This is a genomic window from Pseudomonas azotoformans (genome assembly GCF_001579805.1).
In the GTDB taxonomy this organism is placed as follows: Bacteria; Pseudomonadota; Gammaproteobacteria; order Pseudomonadales; family Pseudomonadaceae; genus Aquipseudomonas; species Aquipseudomonas azotoformans_A.
In genome coordinates, this window is the sequence record NZ_CP014546.1 from 1,143,483 (window position 1) to 1,168,721 (window position 25,239).

General features: G+C 60.2%; 25 protein-coding genes. 10 read left to right on the forward strand and 15 right to left on the reverse strand.

Annotated elements, in window-relative coordinates:
- Positions 1-46: 46 nt before the first annotated feature.
- Both AYR47_RS05435 and AYR47_RS05440 read left to right on the forward strand, forming a co-directional pair.
- Positions 47-1,423, forward strand: coding sequence for a glutamine synthetase family protein (locus tag AYR47_RS05435; RefSeq protein ID WP_003213894.1), 1,377 nt, complete (start codon positions 47-49; stop codon positions 1,421-1,423).
- Positions 1,424-1,521: 98 nt separating this feature from the next.
- Positions 1,522-2,160, forward strand: a complete 639-nt coding sequence (locus AYR47_RS05440) for a TetR/AcrR family transcriptional regulator (protein ID WP_033897562.1) — start codon at positions 1,522-1,524, stop codon at positions 2,158-2,160.
- A 36-nt stretch (positions 2,161-2,196) separates the two neighbouring features.
- Here AYR47_RS05440 and AYR47_RS05445 read toward each other — a convergent pair whose 3' ends face one another.
- From AYR47_RS05445 to AYR47_RS05480, 8 genes are all read right to left on the reverse strand, one after another.
- A complete protein-coding gene (locus tag AYR47_RS05445) occupies positions 2,197-2,412 on the reverse strand; it encodes a TOBE domain-containing protein (protein WP_003213899.1) in 216 nt (71 codons plus the stop codon).
- Positions 2,413-2,440: 28 nt separating this feature from the next.
- Positions 2,441-3,247 (reverse strand): aliphatic sulfonates ABC transporter ATP-binding protein, encoded by an 807-nt coding sequence (ssuB, locus tag AYR47_RS05450; protein WP_016978995.1) that lies wholly within the window; start codon positions 3,245-3,247, stop codon positions 2,441-2,443.
- A complete protein-coding gene (gene ssuC, locus AYR47_RS05455; RefSeq protein WP_016978992.1) occupies positions 3,244-4,032 on the reverse strand; it encodes an aliphatic sulfonate ABC transporter permease SsuC in 789 nt (262 codons plus the stop codon). The genes ssuB and ssuC overlap by 4 nt, the downstream gene beginning before the upstream one ends.
- Positions 4,033-4,040: 8 nt before the next feature.
- Positions 4,041-5,189 (reverse strand): FMNH2-dependent alkanesulfonate monooxygenase, encoded by a 1,149-nt coding sequence (gene ssuD / locus AYR47_RS05460; protein WP_033897561.1) that lies wholly within the window; start codon positions 5,187-5,189, stop codon positions 4,041-4,043.
- 25 nt (positions 5,190-5,214) lie between these two features.
- Positions 5,215-6,183, reverse strand: coding sequence for a sulfonate ABC transporter substrate-binding protein (locus tag AYR47_RS05465; protein WP_016978990.1), 969 nt, complete (start codon positions 6,181-6,183; stop codon positions 5,215-5,217).
- A 95-nt stretch (positions 6,184-6,278) separates the two neighbouring features.
- Positions 6,279-6,872, reverse strand: coding sequence for an NADPH-dependent FMN reductase (ssuE, locus tag AYR47_RS05470; RefSeq protein WP_015886424.1), 594 nt, complete (start codon positions 6,870-6,872; stop codon positions 6,279-6,281).
- A gap of 196 nt (positions 6,873-7,068) precedes the next feature.
- A complete protein-coding gene (locus tag AYR47_RS05475) occupies positions 7,069-7,707 on the reverse strand; it encodes a peroxiredoxin (RefSeq protein ID WP_061434541.1) in 639 nt (212 codons plus the stop codon).
- 272 nt (positions 7,708-7,979) lie between these two features.
- Positions 7,980-9,353 (reverse strand): OprD family porin, encoded by a 1,374-nt coding sequence (locus tag AYR47_RS05480; protein WP_033897559.1) that lies wholly within the window; start codon positions 9,351-9,353, stop codon positions 7,980-7,982.
- 370 nt (positions 9,354-9,723) lie between these two features.
- On the opposite strand from AYR47_RS05480, the gene tauA reads away from it, so the two are divergent.
- Positions 9,724-10,710 (forward strand): taurine ABC transporter substrate-binding protein, encoded by a 987-nt coding sequence (gene tauA, locus AYR47_RS05485; RefSeq protein WP_033897558.1) that lies wholly within the window; start codon positions 9,724-9,726, stop codon positions 10,708-10,710.
- A 39-nt stretch (positions 10,711-10,749) separates the two neighbouring features.
- Here tauA and argA read toward each other — a convergent pair whose 3' ends face one another.
- Together argA and argE are read right to left on the reverse strand one after the other, a co-directional pair.
- A complete protein-coding gene (gene argA / locus AYR47_RS05490; protein WP_016978985.1) occupies positions 10,750-12,051 on the reverse strand; it encodes an amino-acid N-acetyltransferase in 1,302 nt (433 codons plus the stop codon).
- A gap of 136 nt (positions 12,052-12,187) precedes the next feature.
- Positions 12,188-13,336 (reverse strand): acetylornithine deacetylase, encoded by a 1,149-nt coding sequence (gene argE / locus AYR47_RS05495; RefSeq protein ID WP_033897557.1) that lies wholly within the window; start codon positions 13,334-13,336, stop codon positions 12,188-12,190.
- A gap of 158 nt (positions 13,337-13,494) precedes the next feature.
- Between argE and AYR47_RS05500 the strand changes: the two genes are divergently transcribed.
- Positions 13,495-14,862 (forward strand): CYTH domain-containing protein, encoded by a 1,368-nt coding sequence (locus tag AYR47_RS05500; RefSeq protein ID WP_061434543.1) that lies wholly within the window; start codon positions 13,495-13,497, stop codon positions 14,860-14,862.
- A gap of 19 nt (positions 14,863-14,881) precedes the next feature.
- Here AYR47_RS05500 and AYR47_RS05505 read toward each other — a convergent pair whose 3' ends face one another.
- Positions 14,882-15,352, reverse strand: a complete 471-nt coding sequence (locus tag AYR47_RS05505; RefSeq protein ID WP_033897555.1) for an Lrp/AsnC family transcriptional regulator — start codon at positions 15,350-15,352, stop codon at positions 14,882-14,884.
- Between the two features lie 127 nt (positions 15,353-15,479).
- Here AYR47_RS05505 and AYR47_RS05510 point away from each other — a divergent pair, with 127 nt between their 5' ends.
- The 6 genes from AYR47_RS05510 (at position 15,480) to AYR47_RS05535 (ending at position 20,735) form a co-directional block, all read left to right on the forward strand.
- The gene (locus AYR47_RS05510; RefSeq protein WP_061434544.1) at positions 15,480-15,818 is read left to right on the forward strand and encodes a hypothetical protein; all 339 of its coding nucleotides are present in this window, start codon (positions 15,480-15,482) and stop codon (positions 15,816-15,818) included.
- Positions 15,819-15,902: 84 nt separating this feature from the next.
- Positions 15,903-17,582 (forward strand): GspE/PulE family protein, encoded by a 1,680-nt coding sequence (locus AYR47_RS05515; RefSeq protein WP_033897553.1) that lies wholly within the window; start codon positions 15,903-15,905, stop codon positions 17,580-17,582.
- A gap of 77 nt (positions 17,583-17,659) precedes the next feature.
- Positions 17,660-18,580 carry an SPFH domain-containing protein gene (locus AYR47_RS05520; RefSeq protein WP_010207363.1) on the forward strand — a complete coding sequence of 307 codons (921 nt, stop codon included), beginning with the start codon at positions 17,660-17,662 and terminating at the stop codon, positions 18,578-18,580.
- 10 nt (positions 18,581-18,590) lie between these two features.
- Positions 18,591-19,037, forward strand: coding sequence for an NfeD family protein (locus tag AYR47_RS05525; RefSeq protein ID WP_033897552.1), 447 nt, complete (start codon positions 18,591-18,593; stop codon positions 19,035-19,037).
- Between the two features lie 69 nt (positions 19,038-19,106).
- Positions 19,107-19,421, forward strand: a complete 315-nt coding sequence (locus AYR47_RS05530) for a DUF2388 domain-containing protein (RefSeq protein ID WP_003176799.1) — start codon at positions 19,107-19,109, stop codon at positions 19,419-19,421.
- A gap of 174 nt (positions 19,422-19,595) precedes the next feature.
- Positions 19,596-20,735: a DegT/DnrJ/EryC1/StrS family aminotransferase gene (locus AYR47_RS05535; RefSeq protein ID WP_061434545.1), complete on the forward strand. Its 1,140-nt coding sequence runs from the start codon at positions 19,596-19,598 to the stop codon at positions 20,733-20,735.
- 42 nt (positions 20,736-20,777) lie between these two features.
- Here the strand turns inward: AYR47_RS05535 and gcvH are convergent, their stop codons facing one another.
- From gcvH to AYR47_RS05555, 4 genes are all read right to left on the reverse strand, one after another.
- Positions 20,778-21,161: a glycine cleavage system protein GcvH gene (gene gcvH / locus AYR47_RS05540; protein ID WP_033897550.1), complete on the reverse strand. Its 384-nt coding sequence runs from the start codon at positions 21,159-21,161 to the stop codon at positions 20,778-20,780.
- 53 nt (positions 21,162-21,214) lie between these two features.
- Positions 21,215-22,297 carry a glycine cleavage system aminomethyltransferase GcvT gene (gcvT, locus tag AYR47_RS05545; protein ID WP_033897549.1) on the reverse strand — a complete coding sequence of 361 codons (1,083 nt, stop codon included), beginning with the start codon at positions 22,295-22,297 and terminating at the stop codon, positions 21,215-21,217.
- Between the two features lie 156 nt (positions 22,298-22,453).
- Positions 22,454-24,070, reverse strand: coding sequence for an ABC transporter permease (locus tag AYR47_RS05550; protein WP_061434546.1), 1,617 nt, complete (start codon positions 24,068-24,070; stop codon positions 22,454-22,456).
- Between the two features lie 161 nt (positions 24,071-24,231).
- A complete protein-coding gene (locus AYR47_RS05555) occupies positions 24,232-25,236 on the reverse strand; it encodes an extracellular solute-binding protein (protein ID WP_028618388.1) in 1,005 nt (334 codons plus the stop codon).
- Between the last annotated feature and the right edge of the window lie 3 nt (positions 25,237-25,239).

The following is a 25,239-nucleotide window of genomic DNA, read 5'->3' on the forward strand; positions in this document are numbered from 1 at the left end:
AGAAAAGATCAATGATTGATATTTTTAACAACAAAGGTGTTGCATCATGTCGGTACCCCCGCGTGCCGTTCAGCTTAACGAAGCGAACGCGTTCCTTAAGGATCATCCTGAGGTTCTGTACGTAGACCTTCTAATTGCGGATATGAATGGTGTGGTGCGCGGCAAGCGCATCGAACGCACCAGCCTCCACAAGGTTTACGAGAAGGGCATTAACCTGCCTGCCTCTTTATTTGCCCTGGATATCAACGGCTCTACGGTGGAAAGCACCGGTCTGGGCCTGGACATCGGTGATGCTGACCGAATCTGTTATCCGATCCCCGACACCCTGTGCAATGAGCCGTGGCAAAAGCGCCCTACCGCGCAACTGCTGATGACCATGCACGAACTTGAAGGTGAACCTTTCTTCGCCGATCCGCGCGAAGTGCTCCGCCAAGTTGTAAGCAAATTTGACGACCTCGGTCTGACCATCTGCGCAGCCTTCGAGCTTGAGTTCTACCTGATCGACCAGGAGAACGTGAACGGCCGCCCACAACCGCCCCGCTCGCCGATCTCCGGCAAACGCCCGCACTCGACACAGGTCTACCTGATCGACGACCTCGACGAATACGTCGACTGCCTCCAGGACATCCTGGAAGGTGCCAAAGAGCAAGGCATCCCGGCCGACGCCATCGTCAAGGAAAGTGCCCCGGCGCAGTTCGAAGTGAACCTGCACCACGTCGCCGACCCGATCAAGGCCTGCGACTACGCGGTACTGCTCAAGCGCCTGATCAAGAACATCGCCTACGACCATGAGATGGACACCACCTTCATGGCCAAGCCTTACCCAGGCCAGGCAGGCAACGGTTTGCACGTACACATCTCCATTCTGGACAAGGACGGCAAGAACATCTTTGCCAGCGAGGATCCCGAGCAGAACGCCGCATTGCGTCACGCGATCGGCGGTGTGCTCGAGACCCTGCCCGCCCAAATGGCGTTCCTGTGCCCCAACGTCAACTCCTACCGTCGTTTCGGCGCACAGTTCTACGTGCCGAACTCGCCGTGCTGGGGCCTGGATAACCGCACCGTGGCGATCCGCGTACCGACCGGCTCGTCCGATGCCGTACGTATCGAACACCGCGTGGCCGGCGCCGACGCCAACCCTTACCTGCTGATGGCTTCGGTCCTGGCAGGCGTGCACCACGGCCTGACCAACAAGATCGAGCCTGGCGCCCCCGTGGAAGGCAACAGCTACGAGCAGAACGAACAGAGCCTGCCGAACAACCTGCGCGATGCCCTGCGCGAGTTGGACGACAGCGAGGTGATGGCCAAGTACATCGATCCTAAATACATCGATATCTTCGTCGCCTGTAAGGAAAGTGAGCTGGAAGAGTTCGAACACTCCATCTCCGACCTTGAGTACAACTGGTACCTGCATACCGTCTAAACGGCGGCTGCAATAAAAGAATGCCGCAGGCTGAATGGCCTGCGGCATTTTTTATGGTGTTCTCTAATACAATGCCCGCTGCCTTGTAGGAGACTTCCATGACCACCCGCCCCGCCGCCCCTCGCAAACCCCGCGCCCGCAGCCAGGCCCGGATCGACGCGATCCTCGACGCCGCCCGCACTTTGCTGGCCGCCGAAGGCGTGGCGAGTTTGTCGATCTATAGCGTGGCCGAGCGGGCGCAGATCCCGCCGTCGTCGGTGTATCACTTTTTCGCCAGTGTGCCGGCGTTGTTGGAAGCCTTGACCGCTGACGTTCACGGCGCATTTCGGGCCGCTATCCAGGCGCCCATCGACCATGACTCACTCAAGCATTGGCGCGACCTGTCCTGCATCGTCGAGCAGCGCATGCTCACGGTCTACGATCAAGATGCCGCTGCTCGCCAGTTGATCCTGGCCCAGCATGGGCTGACGGAAGTGACCCAGGCGGATCGTCAGCACGATCTGGAATTGGGCGATTTGATGCTCACGGTGTTCAACCGTCACTTTGAAGTGCCGACGCTACCGAATGATGTGGACGTGTTTGCGTTGGCCCTGGAGTTGAGCGACCGCGTGTATGCACGCTCGGTGCATCAGCATGGGTTGATCACGCCGCGTATGGCGGAGGAAGGGATGCGGGTGTTTGATGCGTATGTGGGGCTGTACCTGCCGCCCTACCTGTCCAAACGCACACAACTGTAGGTGCCGGTTTGCCGGCCCCTACAGGAGGTAGCATGATCACAACTTGGCGATCGACACCTCAGTCGATTTCACAAACGCAATCACCTCACTGCCAATCACCAGTTCCAGCTCTTTGACCGAGCGGGTAGTGATCACGGATGTCACGATACCGGACGCAGTCTGCACGTCGATTTCCGACAGCACGTCGCCTTCGACGATTTCCTTGATGGTGCCTTTGAACTGGTTACGCACGTTGATCGCTTTAATAGTCATGTCGTTCTCTCTTCGTAGGACAAGTGAGTTATTGAGCCCAGCGCAATTGCGTAGGCAGCGGTGAAACAGGTTCAGGTTCCGGCGGTGAGCCCGGCAGGGACAACACACGGTTGAGCACTTCAGCTTCCAGTGCGGCCAGGCGATGTGAGCCGCGGGCGCGTGGGCGTGGCAGGTCGACGATCAGGTCCAAACCGATTTCGCCGTCTTCGATCAGGATCACCCGGTCGGCAATCGCCACGGCTTCGCTGACGTCGTGGGTGACCAGCAACACTGTGAAGCCGTGCTTTTGCCAGAGGTTTTCGATCAGTTGCTGCATCTCGATACGGGTCAAGGCATCCAGCGCACCCAACGGCTCATCCAGCAGCAGCAAGCGCGGCTGGTGGATCAGCGCACGGGCCAAGGCCACGCGTTGCTTCTGCCCGCCGGACAGCGCCGCTGGCCATTCATTGGCGCGCTCGGCCAGGCCGACCGCTTCCAGGGCTTCCAACGCTTTGGGGCGCCAGTTGCCTTTAAGGCCCAGGCCGACGTTGTCGATGATCTTTTTCCAGGGCAGCAGGCGCGCCTCCTGGAACATCAACCGCGTGTCTTCAATCGCTTCGCTCAACGGCGCGGAACCGGCCAGCAGTTCGCCGCCGCTGGCCTTATCCAGGCCGGCCAGCAGGCGCAGCAAAGTACTTTTGCCGCAACCACTGCGCCCGACCACTGCTACGAATTGCCCGGCCGGAATATGCAGGTCGATGTCCTTGAGCACTTCGCGCGCACCAAAGGCCTTGCGCAGCTTGCGAACCGCGAGGGGAATGCCCTTGAGCAGGCGCGGGGGTTGTTGAGCTGTCATGCCGCACCTCCTTTATTCACTTGATACGCCGGATGCCAGCGCAGCCACACACGCTCCAGACCGCGCGCCGCCAGATCGGCCAGCTTGCCGAGGATCGCGTACATGACAATGGCCAGTACCACCACGTCGGTTTGCAGGAATTCGCGGGCGTTCATCGCCAGGTAACCGATACCGGAACTGGCGGAGATGGTTTCCGCCACGATCAGCGTCAGCCACATGAAACCCAGGGCAAAGCGCACGCCCACCAAAATCGATGGCAGCGCGCCCGGCAGGATCACCTGCCGGAACAGGCTGAACCCGGACAAGCCGTAGCTGCGCGACATTTCCACCAGCGCCGGGTCGACGTTGCGGATGCCGTGGTAGGTGTTGAGGTAAATCGGGAACAGCGTGCCGAGGGCGACCAGGAAAATCTTCGCCGTCTCATCAATGCCAAACCACAGGATCACCAGCGGAATCAGCGCCAAATGCGGCACGTTGCGGATCATCTGCACCGAACTGTCCAGCAGGCGTTCGCCCCACTTCGACAGGCCGGTGATAAAGCCCAGGGCCAGGCCGATACTGCCACCAATCACGAAACCCAGGCCCGCGCGCCAGCCACTGATGGCCAGGTGAGTCCAGATTTCGCCGCTGGCAACCAAGTGGACACCGGCGGCGATCACGGCACTGGGTGCCGGCAGAATGCGGGTCGACAACCAACCCGCCGACACCGACAGCTGCCACACCGCGAGTAACAAAATCGGCAGCACCCAAGGCGCCACGCGATGACTCAATTTTTCATAGTTCATGGGCTGCCTCAGCTCGCCGACGCAGCTTTGGGAAGGATGTCGTTGGCGACCATTTCGCCGAACGGGCTGACGTAACCGGCGCTTTTCGGCAGCTCGGGACGTTCGATATCCAGGTGTGGGAACAGCAGCTCCGCGACGCGATACGACTCTTCCAGGTGTGGATAACCGGAGAAAATAAAGGTGTCGATGCCCAGGGCGGCGTATTCCTTCACGCGTGCCGCCACGGTTGGGCCATCACCCACCAGCGCGGTGCCTGCACCGCCACGCACCAGGCCGACGCCGGCCCACAGGTTGGGGCTGACTTCCAGGTTGTCGCGGCTGCCGCCGTGCAACGCGGCCATGCGTTGCTGGCCTACCGAGTCAAAGCGCGACAACGAGGCCTGGGCGCGGGCGATGGTGTCGTCGTCCACATGGGAGATCAATTTGTCGGCGGCTTTCCATGCCTCTTCGTTGGTTTCACGAACGATCACATGCAAGCGAATGCCGAAGCGCAGGGTACGGCCGAGGTTCTCGGCCTTGGCCCGCACCTGTGCGATCTTTTCCGCAACGGCGGCAGGCGGCTCACCCCAGGTCAGCACCATTTCCACTTGCTCGGCCGCCAGGTCCTGGGCCGCCTCGGAAGAACCACCGAAGTACAGCGGCGGACGCGGTTGCTGGATCGGCGGATACAGCAGCTTGGCGCCTTTGACGCTGATGTGCTCACCGTCGTAATCCACGGTTTCGCCTTCCAGCACACGGCGCCAGATGCGCGTGAATTCCACCGAGGCCTGATAGCGCTCTTCGTGGCTAAGGAACAAGCCGTCGCCGGCCAATTCTTCCGGGTCACCCCCAGTGACCAGATTGAACAAGGCACGCCCGCCGGACAGTCGGTCCAGGGTCGCGGCCTGACGCGCGGCCACCGTCGGGGAAATGATCCCGGGGCGCAGGGCAACCAGGAATTTCAGACGCTGGGTCACCGGGATCAGCGAGGCCGCCACCAACCACGAGTCTTCGCAGGAGCGGCCGGTAGGGATCAGCACCCCGCCGAAACCCAGACGGTCAGCGGCCTGGGCCACTTGCTGCAGGTAACCGTGGTCGACGGCGCGAGCGCCTTCGGCGGTGCCAAGGTAATGGCCGTCGCCGTGGGTAGGCAGGAACCAGAAAATATTGAGGCTCATGGAGTTGTCTCCTGAAGAAATCGGATTACGGCGCTTTGGCCACGGCGGCGGGGGGTGTCCAGATCACGTCCTTGATGTTCAAGGGCTTGGGGATCAATTTGAGCTGGTAGAAGCTGTCGGCAATTTTCTGCTGGGCGGCCACCACTTCTGGGGTCAGGAACAGCGCGCCGTAGCCTTGGCGTTTCACCGAAGTCAGGGTGATGTCGGCTGGCAAACCGAGCAGAGGTGCGACTTGTTCAGTCACTTCCTGCGGGTTGGCCTTGGACCATTCGCCCACGGCGCGCACTTCTTCGATCAGCGCCTTGACCACTTCAGGGTGTTTTTCAGCGTAAGGCTTGGTCGCCAGGTAAAACTGGTGGTTGTCCGCGATACCGGTGCCGTCACGCAGGGTGCGCGCTTGCAGTTGTTTCTCGGCGGCGGCCTGGTACGGGTCCCAGATGACCCACGCGTCCACGCTGCCGCGCTCGAAGGCCGCACGCGCGTCGGCGGGCGGCAGGAACACGGTCTGCACATCGGTGTATTTCAGGCCGGCGTCTTCCAGGGCACGCACTAGCAGGTAATGCACGTTGGAGCCTTTGTTCAGGACGATTTTCTTGCCCTTGAGTTCGGCCACGGATTTGATCGGTGAGTCTTTCGGCACCAGGATCGCTTCGCTGGTCGGTGCAGGTGGCTCGTAGGCGACGTAGAGCAAGTCGGCACCGGCGGCCTGGGCGAAGACGGGCGGGGTTTCGCCGGTGACGCCGAAGTCGATGGAGCCGACGTTCAGGCCTTCGAGCAATTGCGGGCCGCCAGGGAACTCGGTCCACTGCACGTTCACACCTTGGGCAGCCAGGCGTTTTTCCAAGGTGCCCTTGGCCTTGAGCAGCACCAGCGTGCCGTACTTCTGATAACCGATCCGCAGGGTCTCGGCGGCTTGGGCTTGAACAATGGCGCCGAAGGACACAGCCGCAGCAAACAGTGCGACCAGACCACGACGCAAGATGACAGTGCGCATGGCGCTCTCTCCAAATAATGCGTTCAGGGGGTTGGCTGCACCTGCTTGGCCGTTGGCGGCTGAGTAAGGTGAGTTTTTTTACATTTCGGTGTGGCTTAAATGCTCCAGCGAGCACTCAACAAACGTTCATTCAACACATGGGGGTCCAGCGGTTTCGGGCGACGGGCCATGGCGCCGTAGAGCGTTTCCAGGGCTTCGTGCAAACGGTGTTCAAGTACCGGCACCAGTTGCGCCTGGGCGCTGCCTTCGCCGTAGGCGATCTGGCTGTCTTCGGCAAAGATGCCGTGGAGCAATTCCTGGGCCTTCAGCGCCGACAGCACCGGCTTCAAGGCATAGTCCACCGCCAGCATGTGGGCGATGCTGCCACCGGTAGCCATCGGCAACACGATCTTGTGGGCCAGGGCGCGCTCGGGCAGCAGGTCCAGCACGGTTTTCAGCGCACCGGAAAACGAAGCCTTGTACACCGGCGTGGCGATCACCAGGCCGTCAGCGTTAGCCACTTGCTGCAACAGGTCGATGACCTTGGGGCTGTCGAAGCGCGCATGCAGCAGGTCTTCAGCCGGGAAGTCCCGTATCTGGTAACTCACCACTTCTACGCCTTTGTCTTGCAACCACTGACGGGTTTTATCCAGCAACACCCCGGAGCGGGAACGCTGGCTGGGACTGCCTCCAAGTGTTACGACCAACATGCAGGAATTCCTTGAGCAGGTGTCGGCGGTTCGCTGTGTGGCGATGGCGCCAAGATAGAACAGACCTTATCAGCAGATTCATATATCTTTAAATCTTATTTTTTCATGTGTTTATTCTTTAAATGCATATACGAGATATGAAATCTCAGGCGAAAAAAAAGGCCGTCGAAACGGCCTCAAAACCCCTGCTATGTGATCAGCGATTCGGTTGTGGCGTGAGGCGCAGGTACGGCTTCACCGCGCGATACCCCTTCGGAAAGCGTTTCTTGATCTCTTCCTCATCCCTGAGCGACGGCACGATCACCACTTCATCACCGTCCTGCCAGTTGGCGGGCGTGGCGACCTTGTGGTTGTCGGTCAGCTGCAACGAGTCGATGACCCGCAGGATTTCGTGGAAGTTGCGCCCGGTGCTGGCCGGGTAGGTGATGGTCAGGCGGATCTTCTTGTTCGGGTCGATCACGAACAAGGAGCGCACCGTGAGCGTGTCACTGGCGTTGGGATGGATCAGGTCGTACAGGTCGGACACTTTACGATCGGCATCGGCCAGGATCGGGAAGTTGACGAGGGTGTTCTGGGTTTCGTTGATGTCTTCGATCCACTTGTGGTGCGAATCCACCGGGTCGACCGAGAGGGCGATGGCCTTGACGCCACGCTTGGCGAATTCGTCCTTGAGCTTGGCGGTGAAGCCCAGCTCGGTGGTGCACACCGGGGTGAAATCCGCCGGGTGGGAAAACAGCACACCCCAGCTATCGCCCAGCCATTCGTGGAAACGAATCTTGCCGGCGCTGGAATCCTGTTCGAAGTCGGGGGCGATATCGCCCAGTCTTAGGCTCATGGTGTGGCTCCTGGTGAGTGCTTATGGAGCCCACTGTGCATGGAATAGGGATAATTTAAAAAGAATAAATATCGATTTATCTAGACGATAATAGAATATTAAAAATCTGTTCATTGGACGTATCCGAAGGCGAGGAGCACCATCGTTTCCAAGGTTCGAGAAGGCCTTGAGACGCTGTACAAAGAGGGGTTCAGGAAGGGCTTGCGGGGGTTTAGCCCGACTTGGAAGTAAAACACCTTGCCCGGTGTTGCACCGGGCAAGGTTTTACGCAGTTACTTGAACGCGTAGGTGTAGCTTACGATGACGCGGTTTTCGTCCTGATCGCGCGCGGCGGCAACATCGTTGCGCCACATAGCGTTTTTCCAGGCCACGCCAACGTTTTTGAACAGGCCTTCTGGTACGACGTAGGCAACAGTGATGTCACGCTCCCACTCGGACTGGCCGGTGAACTCAGCGCGGGTGCTGTTGACGGTGTCAATGTCAGTACCTTTGAGGTACACAACACCAGCGGTCAGGCCAGGCACGCCAACCTTGGCGAAGTCGTAGGAGTAGCGAGCTTGCCAGGTACGTTCGCCAGCACGGGCGAACTTGGCGATCTGCATGTCAGTGGTCAGGTAAGCGGACGAACCGTCGCCTTGGTTCAACCAAGGGAAGTCGCTGCTACCGTTGCTGACTTGGTAACCACCACCGAAGGTGTGACCGGCAACGGTGTACAGGAACAGACCGCTGTACAGGTTGTTATCAACCTTGCCGCGACCGGAGTTCACACCGCTGTAGTTGCCCGACGAGAAGTAGGCGGATTCGTGACCGTTCTTACCGTCGTCGGAGCTGTTGAAGTAACGCAGGTCAGACTTCAGCACGCCCGGGCCGATTGCCCAGTTGTGAGTCAGGCCCAGGAAGTGTTGCTTGTAGAAATCTTCCAGGTTGCCGTAGTAGTACTGTGCAGTCAGGTCCTTGGTGATCTTGTAGTCACCACCGGCATAGTAGAACTTGTTGCTGTCACGCCAGTTGGCGCCACGGGAGTTGGCACCCGAGATCGACAGGTTGTCGACGTTGCTGGAGTTACGACCTTTGGCTTTTTCGATCTGACCCGCAACCAGCGTCAGGTCTTTGTTGAGATCGTTGGTAGTGATCTGGCCGCCTTGGAAGGTCTGCGGCAGCAGACGACCGTCGTTGGTCACGATAACCGGCAGTTTAGGCTGCAGGGTACCCAGCTTCAGCTCGGTCTGGGAGATCTTGGCTTTGGCAGTCAGGCCCAGGCTCGAGTAGTTATCAACGGCTTCGCCATTGGACTTGCTCGGGAACACAGTGCCGCCGTAGGAGGACGCAGTGGCGCCGTTGGTGCCGCCGCCGGAATCCAGGCGAACGCCCAGCAGACCGATTGCGTCAAGGCCGAAACCTACGGTGCCTTGGGTGTAACCGGAGATGAAGCGCAGGTCGAAGCCTTGGCCCCACTCTTCCTGCTTGCTCTGAACACCGGCGCGCTTGTTAGCAGCAGTGCCAGCAGCCGAGTCACGGTTGTCCGTGTTGATGTAAAAGTTACGCAGACCCAGTGTTACTTTGCTGTCATCGATGAAACCGGCAGCGCCTGCTTGCTGAGCGATTGCGCCCAGGGCTACAGCCAGTGCCAAGGTGGACTTCTTCATGTACCGCTCCTCTCATTTCTAATTTTTGTATTTCTTTGGTCTCGGGTCTGACGCCCTCGATCCACAGATGCGCGATTAGCGCCAGATAGTGACTACCAAGTCAATCGTAACCTTGTGTGTCTACTACCTTCGTCTAATCGCAGTTGATTTGGTCCCTGCAGGGTAATGAGTTTTTCATACACCCAAAAAGAATTGTTTCATTCTTTTTCATACGATTTGGGAATAAGGCTTTTGATGATGCGGACCCGTCAGGGTAGACGAACCGCTCCATAAGCTAATTCCTAAAGGGTATTTGTTAGCGCTTTTTTAGATCGATTAGTGTGGCCGTACTGTTGCATACGTCACCCACGATCAAAAAGGCGACGCCATCATGGCCAAACGCACATCCTCCCGTCAATTTGTTACAGTTTTTGTGTCACTAATACTTTCTTTTGGTGTCAAAGCCGCCGATTTAACCATCGGCTACCAAACCGGCATTGACCCCAGCAAAGTCCCACAGGCCGACGGCCTCTATGAGAAGGCCATCGGGGAAAAAATCGCCTGGCGCCGGTTCAACAGTGGGCCGGAAGTCGTCACCGCCATTGCCTCCGGCGATGTACAGATCGGCAACCTCGGTTCCAGCCCCCTTGCGGCGGCGGCTTCACGGAATCTACCCATCGTCGCGTTCATCGTATCGGCCCAGATCAATACTTCTGAAGCATTGGTGGTGCGTAACGGCAGCCACATTGACGCACCCCAGGATTTGATCGGCAAAACCATCGCCACGCCATTCGTCTCAACCTCTCATTACAGCCTGCTCGGCGCGCTGAAGCACTGGGGACTGGACACCAAGCAGGTCAAGGTGGTGAACCTGCAGCCAGCCGAAATTGCCGCCGCGTGGAAACGCGGCGATATCGACGGTGCCTTCGTGTGGTCGCCAGCTTTGGGAGAAATCCGCAAGACCGGCAAGACCCTGACAGACGCGGCCCAGGTGGGTCAGTGGGGTGCGCCAACGTTTGAGGTGTGGGTAGCGCGTAAAGATTTCGCGGAAAAACATCCTGACGTAGTGGCCAAGTTTGCCAAGGTCACCCTGGATTCGTTTGCCGGGTATGCGGCCCATAAAGACGGTTGGACGGTGGATTCCGAGCCGGTGCAAAAAATCGCGAAACTGACAGGCTCGAATGCTGCCGACATTCCGGAGCTGTTGGCCGGCACCACCTTCCCCGATGCCCAGGCACAGCAAACTGACGCGCTGCTTAAAGGCGGTACGGCAAAGGCGATTGGGGAGACGGCGAAGTTCTTGAAGGAACAGGGGAAGGTTGAAGCGGTGTTGCCTGACTATTCGGCCTTTGTGACCGATAAATTCATCAAACCCTGACATCTGTAGGCGCCAGGATGGCGCCTACAGAATGGAGTGTTACAGGGCCTTCTCAAAAATCTTCGAATTACGCTGATAGTTGTACAGCGACGCCCGCGCCGACGGCAGACGATCCACGCTGCTCGGCACAAACCCCCGCTCACGGAACCAGTGGGCGGTGCGGGTGGTGAGCACAAACAAGGTCTTCAACCCCTGCGCACGGGCACGGGCCTGGATGCGCTCCAACAGCACATCGCCACGTGCGCCATGACGGTATTCCGGGTTCACCGCCAGGCACGCCAGCTCACCGGCGTCCGAATCCGCGATCTGGTACAGCGCCGCACAAGCGATGATCATGCCTTCGCGCTCCACCACGCTGAACTGCTCGATCTCACGCTCCAGCACTTCCCGCGAACGGCGCACCAGGATGCCCTGCTCTTCCAACGGGCTGATCAGGTCGAGCAACCCACCCACGTCTTCAATCGCGGCTTCGCGCACCTGCTCGAATTGTTCCTGGGCCACCAGCGTACCGCCGCCGTCGCGGGTGAACAGTTCGGTGAGCAGGGCACCGTCTTCGGCGTAGCTGACAATATGACTGCGCCCTACCCCACCCCGGCACGCTTCGGCGGCCGCATCGAGCAGTTCAGCCTGATAGTTGCTGCTGCCCAGGCGTTGCAAGTGAGCCGGCACTTGTTGTGGGCGCAGCTCGCGGACCAGGCGACCGTTCTCATCGATCAGGCCCATGTCTGCGCCAAACAGCAACAGCTTGTCGGCACCCAGGTCGATGGCCGCGCGGGTAGCGACGTCTTCGCAGGCCAGGTTGAAGATTTCACCGGTCGGCGAGTAGCCCAACGGCGACAGCAGCACGATAGAGCGTTCGTCCAACAGACGGTTGATGCCCTTGCGATCGACGCGGCGCACTTCGCCGGTGTGATGGTAGTCCACGCCGTCCAATACGCCGATGGGGCGTGCGGTCACGAAATTACCGCTGGTTACCCGCAGGCGCGAGCCCTGCATCGGCGACGAGGCCATGTCCATCGACAGGCGCGCTTCAATGGCGATGCGCAGGTGGCCGACCGCGTCGATCACACACTCCAGCGTCGCCGCATCAGTGATGCGCATGCCTTCGTGATAAGTCGGGATCAGGCCACGTGCTTCAAGGCGCACTTCAATCTGTGGCCGCGAACCGTGGACCAGCACCAAGCGCACTCCCAGGCTGTGCAGCAGCACCAAGTCGTGGACGATATTGCCGAAGTTGGGATGCTCTACACCGTCGCCAGGCAGCATGACCACAAAGGTGCAGTCGCGGTGGGCGTTGATGTAAGGGGACGCGTGACGAAGCCAATTAACATAGTCGGGCATAAAACCTGGGCCTGTAATAAAAAGCAGCCGAAAAAGGATGAATCGTGAAAGCGCACAGCGGGCTGATGGTTATCGTCGGAACAGGCTTGGCGACACGCTCACTCTCCTTTCTATGTACGAACAGGTTGGGGTTAATTTATGCAGGTTTCAGGCAGTAATGTTCGATCAGTTCCCGCAATAGACGCACTGTAGGCGTCAAGCGTGACATTTCGAGGTACTCGCCCGGTTGGTGGGCGCAGGCGATATCGCCAGGGCCGAGCACCAGGGTTTCACACCCAAGGCGCTGAAGATAAGGCGCTTCGGTGCCGAACGCTACTGCTTCGGCACGATGGCCGGTCAATCGTTCCGCCACCCGCACCAGTTCGGCATCTTCGGGCTGCTCGAAAGGTGGCACCTCGGGGAACAGCGGCGCGTAATCGATCTTGACCTGATGGCGCTCGGCCAAGGGCACGAGCTTCTGCCGGATAGCGTCGCGCAGTACTTGCGGGTCCATGCCCGGCAGCGGCCGCAGGTCGAACTCCAGGGAACACTGGCCGCAGATGCGGTTGGGGTTGTCGCCACCGTGGATGCAGCCGAAGTTCAGGGTCGGCTGCGGCACACTGAATTGCGGGTTGCGGTACTCGCGCTGCCAGGCCAGCCGCAGGCCGCGCAGTTCGCCAATGGCGTCGTGCATGGCCTCAAGGGCGCTGTGGCCCAGGCTGGGATCCGACGAATGGCCGCTTTGGCCGAGGATGTCGATGCGCTCCATCATTACGCCTTTGTGCAGGCGGATCGGCTTGAGCCCGGTCGGCTCGCCAATCACCGCTGCGCGGCCCAGCGGGCGCCCCGCCTCGGCCAATGCGCGGGCGCCGGACATGGAGCTTTCTTCATCGCAGGTGGCGAGGATCAACAGCGGCTGCTTGAACGGCTGGTCCAGCAACGGCAGCACCGCCTCGATGGCCAGGGCGAAAAAGCCCTTCATGTCGCAACTGCCCAGTCCTACCCAACGACCGTCGACTTCCGTCAGCTTGAGCGGATCGGTCTTCCACAGCGCGGCGTCATAGGGAACGGTATCGCTATGGCCTGCCAGCACCAGCCCGCCGGGGCCACTGCCGTAACTGGCCAGGAGGTTGAACTTGCCGGGGCTGACTTGTTGGATGTCGATGGCAAAACCCAGGTCGCCCAGCCAACTGGCGAGCAAGTCGATCACCGGGCGGTTGGTCTGGTCGAGAGAGGCTTGGGTGCAACTGACCGACGGCGCGGCAATCAGCGCGGCGAACTGCTCTTTCATGGACGGTAATGGCATGCGCGGCCTCTCGACTTCCCGGATGAGCCCCACTATAGAGCCATCTGCACGACACAATAAACCGTTGCGGCACGTTGCCGGGCTCAGTCCTGTACACTGCACGACCTTGGCAGCCACTCTTTTCCCCGGCTGCGCTCCCGATCCTGGATGTACCGGCCATGCAAAAAGAAACTGAAATCAAGCTTCGCGTCAGCCGCGAGACCCTCGCCGCGCTGCGTGAGCACCCGCTGCTGAAAAAACGCAACAAAAGTGGCTGGGAACGCCGTGAGTTGATGAACCAGTATTTCGACACCCCCGAGCGCGACCTGGCCCAGGCCAAAGTCGCCCTGCGCCTGCGCAAGGACGGTGACGACATCATCCAGACCCTCAAGACCCGTGGCCAAAGCGTCGCCGGCTTGTCGGAACGCAACGAGTACAACTGGGAACTGCCTAAAGCCAAGCTCGACGTGAAGAAACTCGACGGCGAATGCTGGCCCGAGCAACTGGCCGAGCTGGACAAAAAGACCCTCAAGCCGATCTTCACCACCGACTTCGTGCGTGAACGCGCCGAAATCGCCTGGGGCCGTGGCAAGGCCAAGGTGGTCATCGAAGCCGCCCTGGACCTGGGCCACGTGGTGGTCGGCAAGCAAAAAGAAGAAATCTGCGAGCTGGAACTGGAACTGCGCGAAGGCGAACCGGCTGCACTGCTGGAGTTGGCCGCCGAACTGGCCGCCACCCTGGCCCTGATGCCGTGCGATATCAGCAAGGCCGAGCGCGGCTACCGCCTGTACGACGCCAGCAGCTATTCCCTGAGCCTGCCGGCGCCGCAGATCCACGCTGAAATGCCGCTGGACGACGCCTTCGCCGCCATCATGTGGCACCTGCTGGGCAGCAGCCAGCGCCTGGCTGAGCAATACCGTTTCAATGGCCACTGGCGCCTGTTGCAAGACTGGGTCGACAACCTTGGCGAACTGCGCGCCCTGATCGGCAGCCTCGGCCAAGCCGCGCCACGCCAATCCACCAGCGAACTGCGCAGCGCACTGGATGCCCTGTTGGAAGACTGGCGCCCACTGGTACAAGCCGGTGACGACGACGAAGACATTCGCAAAGCCGCACCGGAACAATTCGCCGAAGAACTGGAAGACGTGCGCTGGGGCCTGTTCTCACTGAACGCTTCACGCTGGCTGCTGGCCCGGACCTGGACCGCCGACCGCAACGTACGTGGCAACCGCCAAGGCGCTGCGCAAATCACCAACTGGCTGCCACGCCTGCTGGCCGACGACGCCGTCGCCCTGCAACTGCCGCGTTACCAGCAACAGCCGGAAGACCTGGCCGAGCAGCTGCCGCGCATCGAACGCATCCAAGCCTGGTTGCACCATGCACGTCAGGTGGTCGACATCCCGGAGCTGGACCGTCTGTACGGCGAGCTGAACAAGTTGGCACAACTGGCCAACCAGCCGATCACCGATGAGTCGCTGGATGCACGGATGCATCAAGCGATTGCGGTGTATCAGAACCGTGCGTGGAAGACGCTGCTGCGTCTGTAAAATCGCTGTCTCCAGCCTGTCAGCGCAATACTGGCAGGCTGGTGGTGGACTTGATCTCCGACAACGCCACAATCGAATTGACCTCCTGAATCCCCGGCACCATCGACAACTTCTCGAAGAAAAACCGCTCATACGCCTCGATGTCCGAGGTGACGATGCGCAGCAGAAAATCCACCGCCCCCATCAACACATAACACTCCAGCACTTCCGGAAACCCGCGAATCGCGTCGGTGAACTCGGTGAAGTTGGAGCGGCCGTGGGCGTTGAGTTTGACCTCGGCGAAAATCTGCGTGTTGAGGCCGATCTTCTTGCGGTCCAGCAACGTCACCTGACCGCGAATCACCCCCTCTTCCTTAAGCCGTTGAATACGCCGCCAGCACGGTGACTGGGATAAGCCGACCTGCTCGGCGATCTGCGCACTCGACAGCGAGGCGTCCTCTTGCAGCAGGGCCAGGATACGGCGGTCGTAGACGTCCAACTCGCTGTGCATATAAATACCTTCTATAACGCTTATCTTGAATTGATTAATTCAATTAACCTTCAAACAGGCCCATCTTAGATAAGAAATCTCCCTTGTCGAATGTAAAAATTTCCCCAGTCGAATCTGGAGCTTTCCCATGCACGCCGTCGAAACCACTCACACTGTTACCCGCGTCGATGCGTGGGCCGTCAGCAACGCCCATTGCCAGGCGCATTACCGGATAGTCACTGAGGCGGAGCCGGACGTGCTGTGCAGGGTCCTTAACTATTTCGCGCTGCAATTCCTCACGCCGCGACAGGTCACGGTGAATCGGAAAGATGACGTGCTGAACATCGACATCGTGATGGATGGCCTGAGCTGGCACCGCGCCCAAGTGGTCGGTGAAAAGATTCGAAACCTGATCAGCGTGTGCACGCTGGATATGTGGTCGGCTGACTCCATGGGGCCTCAAGCGGTGGTGGCGGTCGCCCAGTAAAAGCCTGCAATACACGCTGGGAGGCAGATACTCATCGGCTGGCTAGCCTGGGATTTACACCCACTGCCCCCCAGGAAAACCTTCATGCCGGTTGATCAACGATTGGAACTGCATCAGCTGTTGCCGGCTTTGGTCGAAGGGCGGCTGATCACGCCTGAACTCGCCCAACGCTTGTCGGCATTGCCGGCCAGCAACACTCAGCACCCCTTGGAGAGCATCGCAGCCCAAGGCCCGTGCCTGGAAACCCTGACCGAATGGCTCGCCCAACAGGCCGGGCAACCCTATCTGCGCATCGACCCGTTAAAGATCGACGTGGCGACGGTGGTGCCGCTGATGTCCCACGCATTCGCCCAGCGTCACGCCATCCTCGCGGTGGCGGTGGATGCGCAAACCGTCACGGTCGCCAGCGCCCAGCCCCATGTCAGCAGCTGGGAAGCCGGGCTCTCGCAGGTGCTCAAGCGTTCGATCACGCGCGTGGTCGCCAATCCCCAGGATATTACGCGCTGCATCGGTGAGTTCTACCGGCTGGCGAAGTCCGTCAGCGGCGCCGATCAGAAGGTCGCGGCGCCTGGCAATGTCGACCTGCTCAACCTGGGCGCCAGCGACCAGGAGCCGGATGCCAACGACGCGCACATCGTCAATATCGTCGATTGGCTACTGCAATACGCGTTCGCCCAGCGCGCCAGCGATATCCATATCGAGCCCTGCCGTGAACAGGGGCGTGTGCGCTTTCGCATCGACGGGCTGCTGCACGACGTCTATCAGTTCCCGGCCCAGGTAACGATGGCGGTGGTCAGCCGCCTGAAAAGCCTGGGTCGCATGAACGTGGCAGAAAAACGCAGGCCCCAGGACGGCCGGGTCAAGACCAAAAGCCCGGCGGGCGCGGAAGTTGAACTGCGCCTTTCCACCTTGCCCACGGCGTTTGGCGAGAAGCTGGTGATGCGGATTTTCGACCCGCAGGTGCTGCTCAAGGGCTTTGACCAGCTGGGTTTATCGGCGGATGACCAGCAACGCTGGCAATCCATGACGCGCCAGACCCACGGCATCATCCTGGTGACCGGCCCGACCGGTTCAGGCAAGACCAGCACGCTCTACACCACGCTCAGGCAACTGGCGACCCGGGAGGTCAACCTGTGCACCGTGGAGGATCCCGTCGAGATGGTCGAACCGGCGTTCAACCAGATGCAGGTGCAGCACAACATCGACCTGACCTTCGCCAGCGGCATCCGCGCCCTGCTGCGCCAGGATCCGGACATCATCATGATTGGCGAGATCCGCGACCAGGAGACCGCCGAGATGGCGATCCAGGCCGCACTGACCGGGCATCTGGTGCTGTCGACCTTGCATACCAACGACGCGCCCAGCGCCATCAGCCGCTTGCAGGAACTGGGCATTGCTCACTATTTGATCAAGGCCACACTGTTGGGGGTGATGGCACAGCGGTTGGTGCGGGTTTTGTGTCCTCACTGCAAGCGGACGCTGGGTGGGGTCAATGAGGCGGTCGGATGCGTGGAATGTCGACACAGCGGTTATCGGGGCCGAGCCGGTGTGTACGAAATCATGGTGCTCAACGAAGCGCTCAAGACGCTGATCACGCCCGGCGCCGATGTGCAGGCGCTGCGCCAGGCGGCGATTGCCCAAGGCATGTGCAGCCTGCGCATGGCCGGCCTGCAAAAGGTCGAGGCGGGGCAGACCACGATGGCGGAAGTATTACGAGTAACGCCTGGGGATTCGGTAACAAATCCTTTGTTTGATCAGCAGTGAAACCGTTCTTATCGGTGACAACACCGTTACAATCGGCCCAACGTCGTTTCACTGACACATTCAGATAGGGAATCGCTATGCAGATCGGAACCGTACTGCTTCTTTTCGTGGGCTTGGCCATCGCCATCCTGTTCATGGGCTTCAAGGTCGTCCCCCAGGGTTACCAGTGGACAGTCGAGCGTTTCGGCCGCTACACCAACACCCTCAAGCCTGGCCTGAACATCATCATCCCGGTCATGGACCGCATCGGTCGCAAGATCAACGTGATGGAAAGCGTGCTGGATATCCCGCCCCAGGAAGTCATCACCGCCGACAACGCCACCGTGCAGATCGACGCCGTGTGCTTCTTCCAGGTGGTCAACACCGCCCAGGCCGCGTACGAGGTAAACAACCTCGAACACGCCATCCGCAACCTGCTGCAAACCAACATCCGTACCGTGCTCGGTTCCATGGAGCTGGATGCCATGCTCAGCCAGCGTGACGGCATCAACGAGAAACTGCTGAAAACCGTGGACGAAGCCACCGCGCCATGGGGCATCAAGATCACCCGTATCGAGATCAAGGACATCAGCCCACCTGCCGACCTGATGGCCGCCATGTCGGGCCAGATGAAAGCCGAACGGATCAAGCGTGCGCAAATCCTTGAAGCTGAAGGCTTGCGCGCCTCCGCGATCCTGACCGCCGAAGGCAAGAAGCAGGCGCAGATCCTTGAGGCAGAAGGTAGCCGACAGGCTGCATTCCTTGAGTCCGAAGCCCGTGAGCGTCAGGCCGAAGCAGAAGCCCGCGCGACCCAGGTGGTGTCGGAAGCGATTGCGTCGGGCAACGTGCAGGCGGTCAATTACTTCGTCGCGCAGAAATACATCGATGCGCTGGGCAAGCTGGCATCGGCCAACAACAGCAAGGTCATCCTGATGCCGCTGGAAGCCAGCCAGGTGATCGGTGCGGTTGGTGGTATCGGCGAGATCGTCAAGGCAACGTTCGACAACAAGAAAGGCTGAGGCCAGCGCCATGTGGGATTTCCTGCAGCATCTGTCGTTTTGGGATTGGCTGGCGCTGGGTACGGTGTTGTTGATCCTTGAGGTATTCGGCGCCGGTGGTTACCTGCTGTGGATGGGCATCGCGGCGGCGGCCGTGGGGGTGATCAAGTTTTTGGTGCCACCCTTGGGGCTAGAGTGGCAACTGCTACTGTTTGCCGTGCTGTCGATCGTCACAGCCGTGTATTGGTGGAAGCGCCAGCGCAGCAGTGCCAAGGTCAGCGACCAGCCGGGGCTGAACGAGCGCGGCTCGGAGCTGATCGGCCGCACCTTCGTGGTGCATCAGGCGATTGTGGACGGCCGGGGCAAGGTAAAGGTGGGTGACGGCGTGTGGATGGTCACTGGCCCGGACAGCCCCGTAGGCGCTCAAGTCCGGGTAGTTGGCCAGGAAGGTGTGGTGTTAAGGGTTGAAACTGTTTAGTCAGTGATGGAACTCGGTTGGACTAACTACAATCATAAAGTACAGATAACCCACCCGGAGTCACCCATCATGCGTCTTAAATATGCTGTCGCAACCCTTGCTGTGCTTTCCCTCCCTGTCGGTTCAGCCATGGCCGACAGTTTCTGGCGCAACGTCATCTCGTCTGGCGCCACTACCGGCTCGACGTACCTGACGTTCAAAGACCACAAGCTGGTGGTCGCCGCACAAGACGACGCAGGCAGCTTTGTTGCCAGCGATGGCGGCATCCGTGGCCCGTACCTGGAAGCGGCGATGCAGAAAGTCCGCGCCGATAACCCTGGCCTGCAAGCCACGGATATGGAGCTGGCAAACGCCATCCTCGCGAAAAACGCCGTTACCGAGTGATCCCATCACTTTGAAAAGTGCCGCTTTTAAGCGGCATTTTTTTGTCCACGTTTTTACCGTCAGCATGACAATTCATTCACGCGCGACAGGCTATATTCAGTCAAGCCGTGCAACCATGCCGGTGCTGATACCTCGCTTACTCATCGCCAATCTGAAACGGATGCCTTCGTCGTCATGAGCCAACAGCCCTTCCTGCCGTTCTCCAAACCCACCATCGATGAAGCCACCATCTCGGCGGTCGGCGATGTACTGCGCTCAGGCTGGATCACCAGCGGGCCGAAAGTGCAGGCATTCGAAGCTCAGTTGTCGGAATACTTTGGCGGCCGGCCGGTGCGCACCTTCAACTCGGGCACCTGCACCATGGAGATTGCCTTGCGCATTGCCGGCATCGGGCCGGGTGATGAAGTCATCACCACACCGATCTCCTGGGTGGCCACGGCCAACGTGATCCTGGAAGTCGGCGCCACGCCGGTGTTTGCCGATATCGACCCGGTCACCCGCAACATCGACCTGGCCCAGGTGGAGGCGGCGATTACCCCGCGCACCAAGGCGATCATCCCGGTTTACCTGGCCGGTCTGCCCCTGGACATGCCGATGCTGTACGCACTGGCAAACAAGTACAACCTGCGTATCGTCGAGGACGCTGCCCAGGCATTGGGTTCAAGCTGGGATGGCGAGCGCATCGGCGCCACCGGTGATTTCGTGTCGTTCAGTTTCCAGGCCAACAAGAACATCACCTCTTCAGAGGGCGGTTGCCTGGTGTTGAACAACGCCGAAGAAGCGCGTCTGGCCGAGAAGTATCGCCTGCAAGGCGTCACCCGTACCGGCTTCGATGGCTTGGATGTAGATGTGCTGGGCGGCAAGTTCAATATGACCGACATCGCCGCCGCCATTGGCCTGGGGCAGTTTGCCCATATCGAGAAGATCACCGCGCATCGCCAGAACCTGGCGCGGCACTACTTCAAGTGCTTTGGGAGTGATTTTGAAGCGTTGTACGGCGCACAACTGCCACCGGCCGACTTCGAAAACAGCAACTGGCACCTGTTCCAACTGGTGCTGCCAGAGCGTCAGGACGGCCTGCCAGCCCGCGCCACCTTCATGGAGCAGATGCAGGCCCACGGCGTCGGCATTGGCTATCACTACCCGCCGATCCACCTGCTGAGTCTTTATCGGGCACAGGGCTTCAAGGAAGGCATGTTCCCGGTGGCAGAAAAGGTCGGTCGTTTGATCGTGTCGTTGCCGATGTTCACGGCGATGACGGAGGCGGATGTGGAGCGGTCGGTAGCGGCAGTGAAAGCGGTTCTACAGCGCTGAAAGCACATTGCGGGAGCCGGATAACCGGCTCCCGCAACAGAATCACTCGCCGATGGCGGCTTTGTAGCCAGCAGCATCCAGCAGTTTTTCCAGATCAGCCGGATTGCTCGGCTTGAGCTTGAAGATCCACGCGCCGTACGGGTCGGAGTTCAGCAGCTCAGGGCTACCGCTCAGCTCTTCATTGACGGCAATCACTTCGCCTGCAACCGGAGCGTAGATGTCCGAGGCGGCCTTCACCGACTCAACCACACCCGCTTGGCCGGCAGCGTCAAACTGCGCGCCCACTTCGGCCAACTCGACAAACACCACATCACCCAACGCTTCCTGAGCATGGTCGGAAATACCGACGGTCACGGTGCCGTCAGCTTCCAGGCGTGCCCATTCGTGGCTTTCGGCAAAACGCAGGTCGGCAGGGATATCGCTCATAATCTGTGTCCTCAAGAAGTAATGTCAGCGGCCATTGGCCTGCCGGAAATAGGTTAGATCAAGGTTTTGCCATGGCGCACGAAGGTCGGTTTGACCACTCGAACCGGGTACCACTTGCCGCGGATTTCCACTTCGGCCCGATCAGCCGTTGCCGTCGGTACTCGCGCCAGGGCAATGGATTTGCTCAGCGTAGGAGAGAAACTACCACTGGTGATCTCCCCTTCGCCAATATTGGCGATACGAACCACCTGGTGAGCACGTAAAACTCCACGTTCTTCCAGTACCAGCCCGACCAGTTTGAACTGCACACCCGCGGCTTTTTCCGCTTCCAGCGCGGCGCGGCCGATGAAGTTGCGCTCGGCCGGCTCCCAGGCAATGCTCCAGGCCATGTTCGACGCCAACGGCGAAACGTCCTGATGGATGTCCTGACCGTAGAGGTTCATGCCCGCCTCCAGGCGCAGGGTATCCCGGGCGCCAAGGCCGATGGGGGAAATACCGGCACCTACCAGGTCGTTGAAAAAGCCCGGCGCCTGATCGGCCGGCAGGACAATCTCCAGACCATCTTCGCCGGTATAACCCGTGCGGGCGATAAACCAATCGCCGTCGGCCTGGCCTTCGAAGGGTTTGAGCTGGTGAATCAGCGCGCCGCGCGACTGGGTCACCAGCTCGGCAATCTTCTGCCGGGCGTGGGGGCCTTGGATAGCGAGCATGGCCAGCTCAGGGCGTTCATGCAGCTGCACCTGGTAATTGCCCAGTTGCGCGTGCATCCAGGCCATGTCCTGGTCACGGGTGGCGGCATTCACCACCAGCCGATAAGCGGACTCGGTGCGGTAGACGATCATGTCGTCCACCACGCCGCCCTTTTCGTTGAGCATGGCGCTGTACAACGCACGGCCGCAGCCGTGCAGGCGTTCGACATCATTGGCCAGCAGGTACTGGAGCCATTCCTTGGCCTGGGGGCCGGTGACATCGATCACGGTCATATGGGATACATCGAACACCCCGCAGTCGCGTCGCACCTGGTGGTGTTCTTCAACCTGCGAGCCGTAGTGCAGAGGCATATCCCAACCGCCAAAATCGACCATTTTCGCGCCGAGGGCGAGATGCAGGTCATACAGAGGCGTACGCTGTCCCATGGGTTTCTCCTTCCGGGCGTGGCGAAGGTGCGCGGAGCTACTGTTCGCGCTGAACACCTTGAATTACAAGGCCTGCAGCCACGCCCAGCGACCCGCTCCGAAAGACGAAGCGCACCGAATGCCGCGCATTGTAGCCGCAAGCCGTAGGACTGGCACCTAACCGATTTGCCGGGCGGAGCGTCGAATCAGCCCGATCACCGGCAACAGGCCGACCAGCACCAGTGTCAACGCGGGCAAAGAGGCCCTTGCCCATTCGCCTTCACTGGTCATTTCAAAGATGCGCACGGCCAGCGTGTCCCAGCCGAACGGGCGCATCAGCAGGGTCGCGGGCATTTCCTTGAGCACATCGACAAACACCAGCAGTGCCGCACTCAAGGTCCCCGGCAGCAACAACGGCAGATACACTTTGCAAAACAGTCGCGGGCCACTGACGCCAAGACTGCGTGCTGCTTCCGGCAGGGAGGGCCGGATGCGCGCCAGGCTGTTTTCCAACGGCCCATAGGCCACCGCCAGGAAACGCACCAGATACGCCAGCACCAACGCCGACAGGCTGCCCAACAGCAATGGCTTGCCCGCGCCGCCGAGCCAGCCGGACAGCGGCACCACCAGTTCACGGTCCAAATAGCTGAACGCCAACATGATCGACACCGCCAACACCGAACCCGGCAAGGCATAACCGACATTGGCCAGGCTGATGCCGGAGCGGATCGCCCGCGTCGGCGCCAGCCGGTTGGCGAAGGCCAGCACCAGCGCCACGCTGACTGTGATCAGGGCAGCGATCCCGCCCAGATAAAGCGTGTGAACAATCAGGCCGGAGTAGCGTTCATCCAGATCGAAGCGACCGCGCTGCCAGAACCAGGCAACCAGTTGCAGCATCGGGATCACAAAGGCACAGGCGAACACCAGCCCACACCAACTACTCGCCGCTGCCGCCTTGAACCCGCGTAGGTGATACAGCGCCTTGCCCCGTGGCCGCTCGTTGCTCGGTCGGCTGGCGCCCCGTGCTCGCCGCTCGCCATACAGCACCAGCATCACCACCAACAGCAACAAGCTGGCCAACTGGGCGGCGCTGGACAGGCTGAAAAAGCCGTACCAGGTCTTGTAGATGGCGGTGGTGAAGGTATCGAAGTTGAACACCGAGACCGCACCAAAATCCGCCAGGGTCTCCATCAATGCCAATGCCACCCCGGCGCCAATCGCCGGCCGCGCCATGGGCAGGGCCACATGCCAGAACGCGCGCCACGGCGATTGCCCCAACACCCGCGCCGCTTCCATCAGGCCTTTGCCCTGGGCCAGGAATGCGCTGCGCGCCAGCAGATAAACGTAGGGATAGAACACCAGCACCAACACGATGATCACACCGCTGGTGGAACGCACCCGAGGCAGCCTCAAGCCACTGCCAAACCATTCGCGCAGCAGGGTTTGCACCGGGCCGGAGAAATCCAGCAAGCCGACAAATACAAAAGCCAGAACGTAGGCCGGAATGGCGAACGGCAGCATCAACGCCCAATCGAGCCAGCGCCGGCCGGGGAACTCGCAGAGGCTGGTCAGCCAGGCCAGGCTCACGCCCAGCAGGGTCACGCCGACGCCGACACCCAACACCAGGGTCAGGGTGTTGCCCAGCAGGCGCGGCATCTGGGTTTCCCAGAGGTGGGACCAGATTTGTGCATCGATGCTTTGCCAGGACAGCAACAGCACGCTCAGCGGCAGCAGCACCAGGGCAGCGACGGTGAAGACCGGCAGGTACCAGCGGCGTTGGGCGGGGTAGGCCAATGAGAAACTCTCAGAATAATAAAGATTTTCAAGGCGCCGCTAACCAATGTGGGAGCGGGCTTGCTCGCGAATGCAGTGTATCAGCCACACATGTATCGACTGACACGACGCTTTCGCGAGCAAGCCCGCTCCCACATTTCGATCTGCGGCGTTTTAAAAATTTAGTTCCAGCCAGCCCGATCCATCAACCGAATCGCCTCAGCCTGGCGCTTGCCCGCCACTTCCACCGGCAAGGTGTCCGCCACGAACTTGCCCCAGCTCGCGACTTCCGCCGACGGCGGTACGGCCGGGTTGGCCGGGAATTCCTGGTTCACGTCGGCAAAGATCTTCTGCGCCTCAGGCGTGGTCATCCACTCCACCAGTGCCTTGGCGGCTTCCGGGTGCGGAGCGTGTTGGGTCAGGCCGATGCCCGACAGGTTCACGTGCACGCCACGGTCGCCCTGGTTCGGCCAGAACAGTTTTACCGCCAGGTCCGGCTTCTGTTTGTGCAGGCGGCCATAGTAGTAGGTGTTGACGATGCCCACGTCGCACTGCCCGGCATTGATGGCCTCCAGCACGGCGATGTCGTCGGAGAACACGTCGGTGGACAGGTTGTTCACCCAGCCCTTGACGATTTCTTCGGTCTTGGCGGCGCCGTGGGTTTCGATCAGGGTGGCGGTCAGCGACTGGTTGTAGACCTTTTTCGCCGTGCGCAGGCACAGGCGGCCTTCCCACTGTTTGTCGGCCAGGGCTTCGTAGGTGGTGAGGTCGCCCGGTTTTACCCGGTCGGTGGAATAGGCGATGGTCCGCGCGCGCAGGCTCAAGCCGGTCCAGGTGTGTTTGGACGAGCGGTATTGCAGAGGGATGTTCTTGTCGATCACCGGGGAAGTGAACGGTTGCAGGATGCCCATTTGCTCAGCCTGCCAGAGGTTGCCGGCATCTACGGTGAGCAGCAGGTCGGCGGTGGCGTTTTCGCCCTCGGCCTTGATGCGCTGCATCAGCGGGGCTTCCTTGTCGGTGATGAATTTCACCTGCACGCCGGTTTTCTTTGTGTAGGCGTCGAACACTGGCTTGATCAGTTCGTCGATGCGCGAGGAGTAGACCACCACTTCGTCGGCGGCCTGCACGGTGGTGCTGCCGATCAGGGTGAGTGCCAGGGCAGTCAGGAGGCGCTTGGGTGCCAACATGGG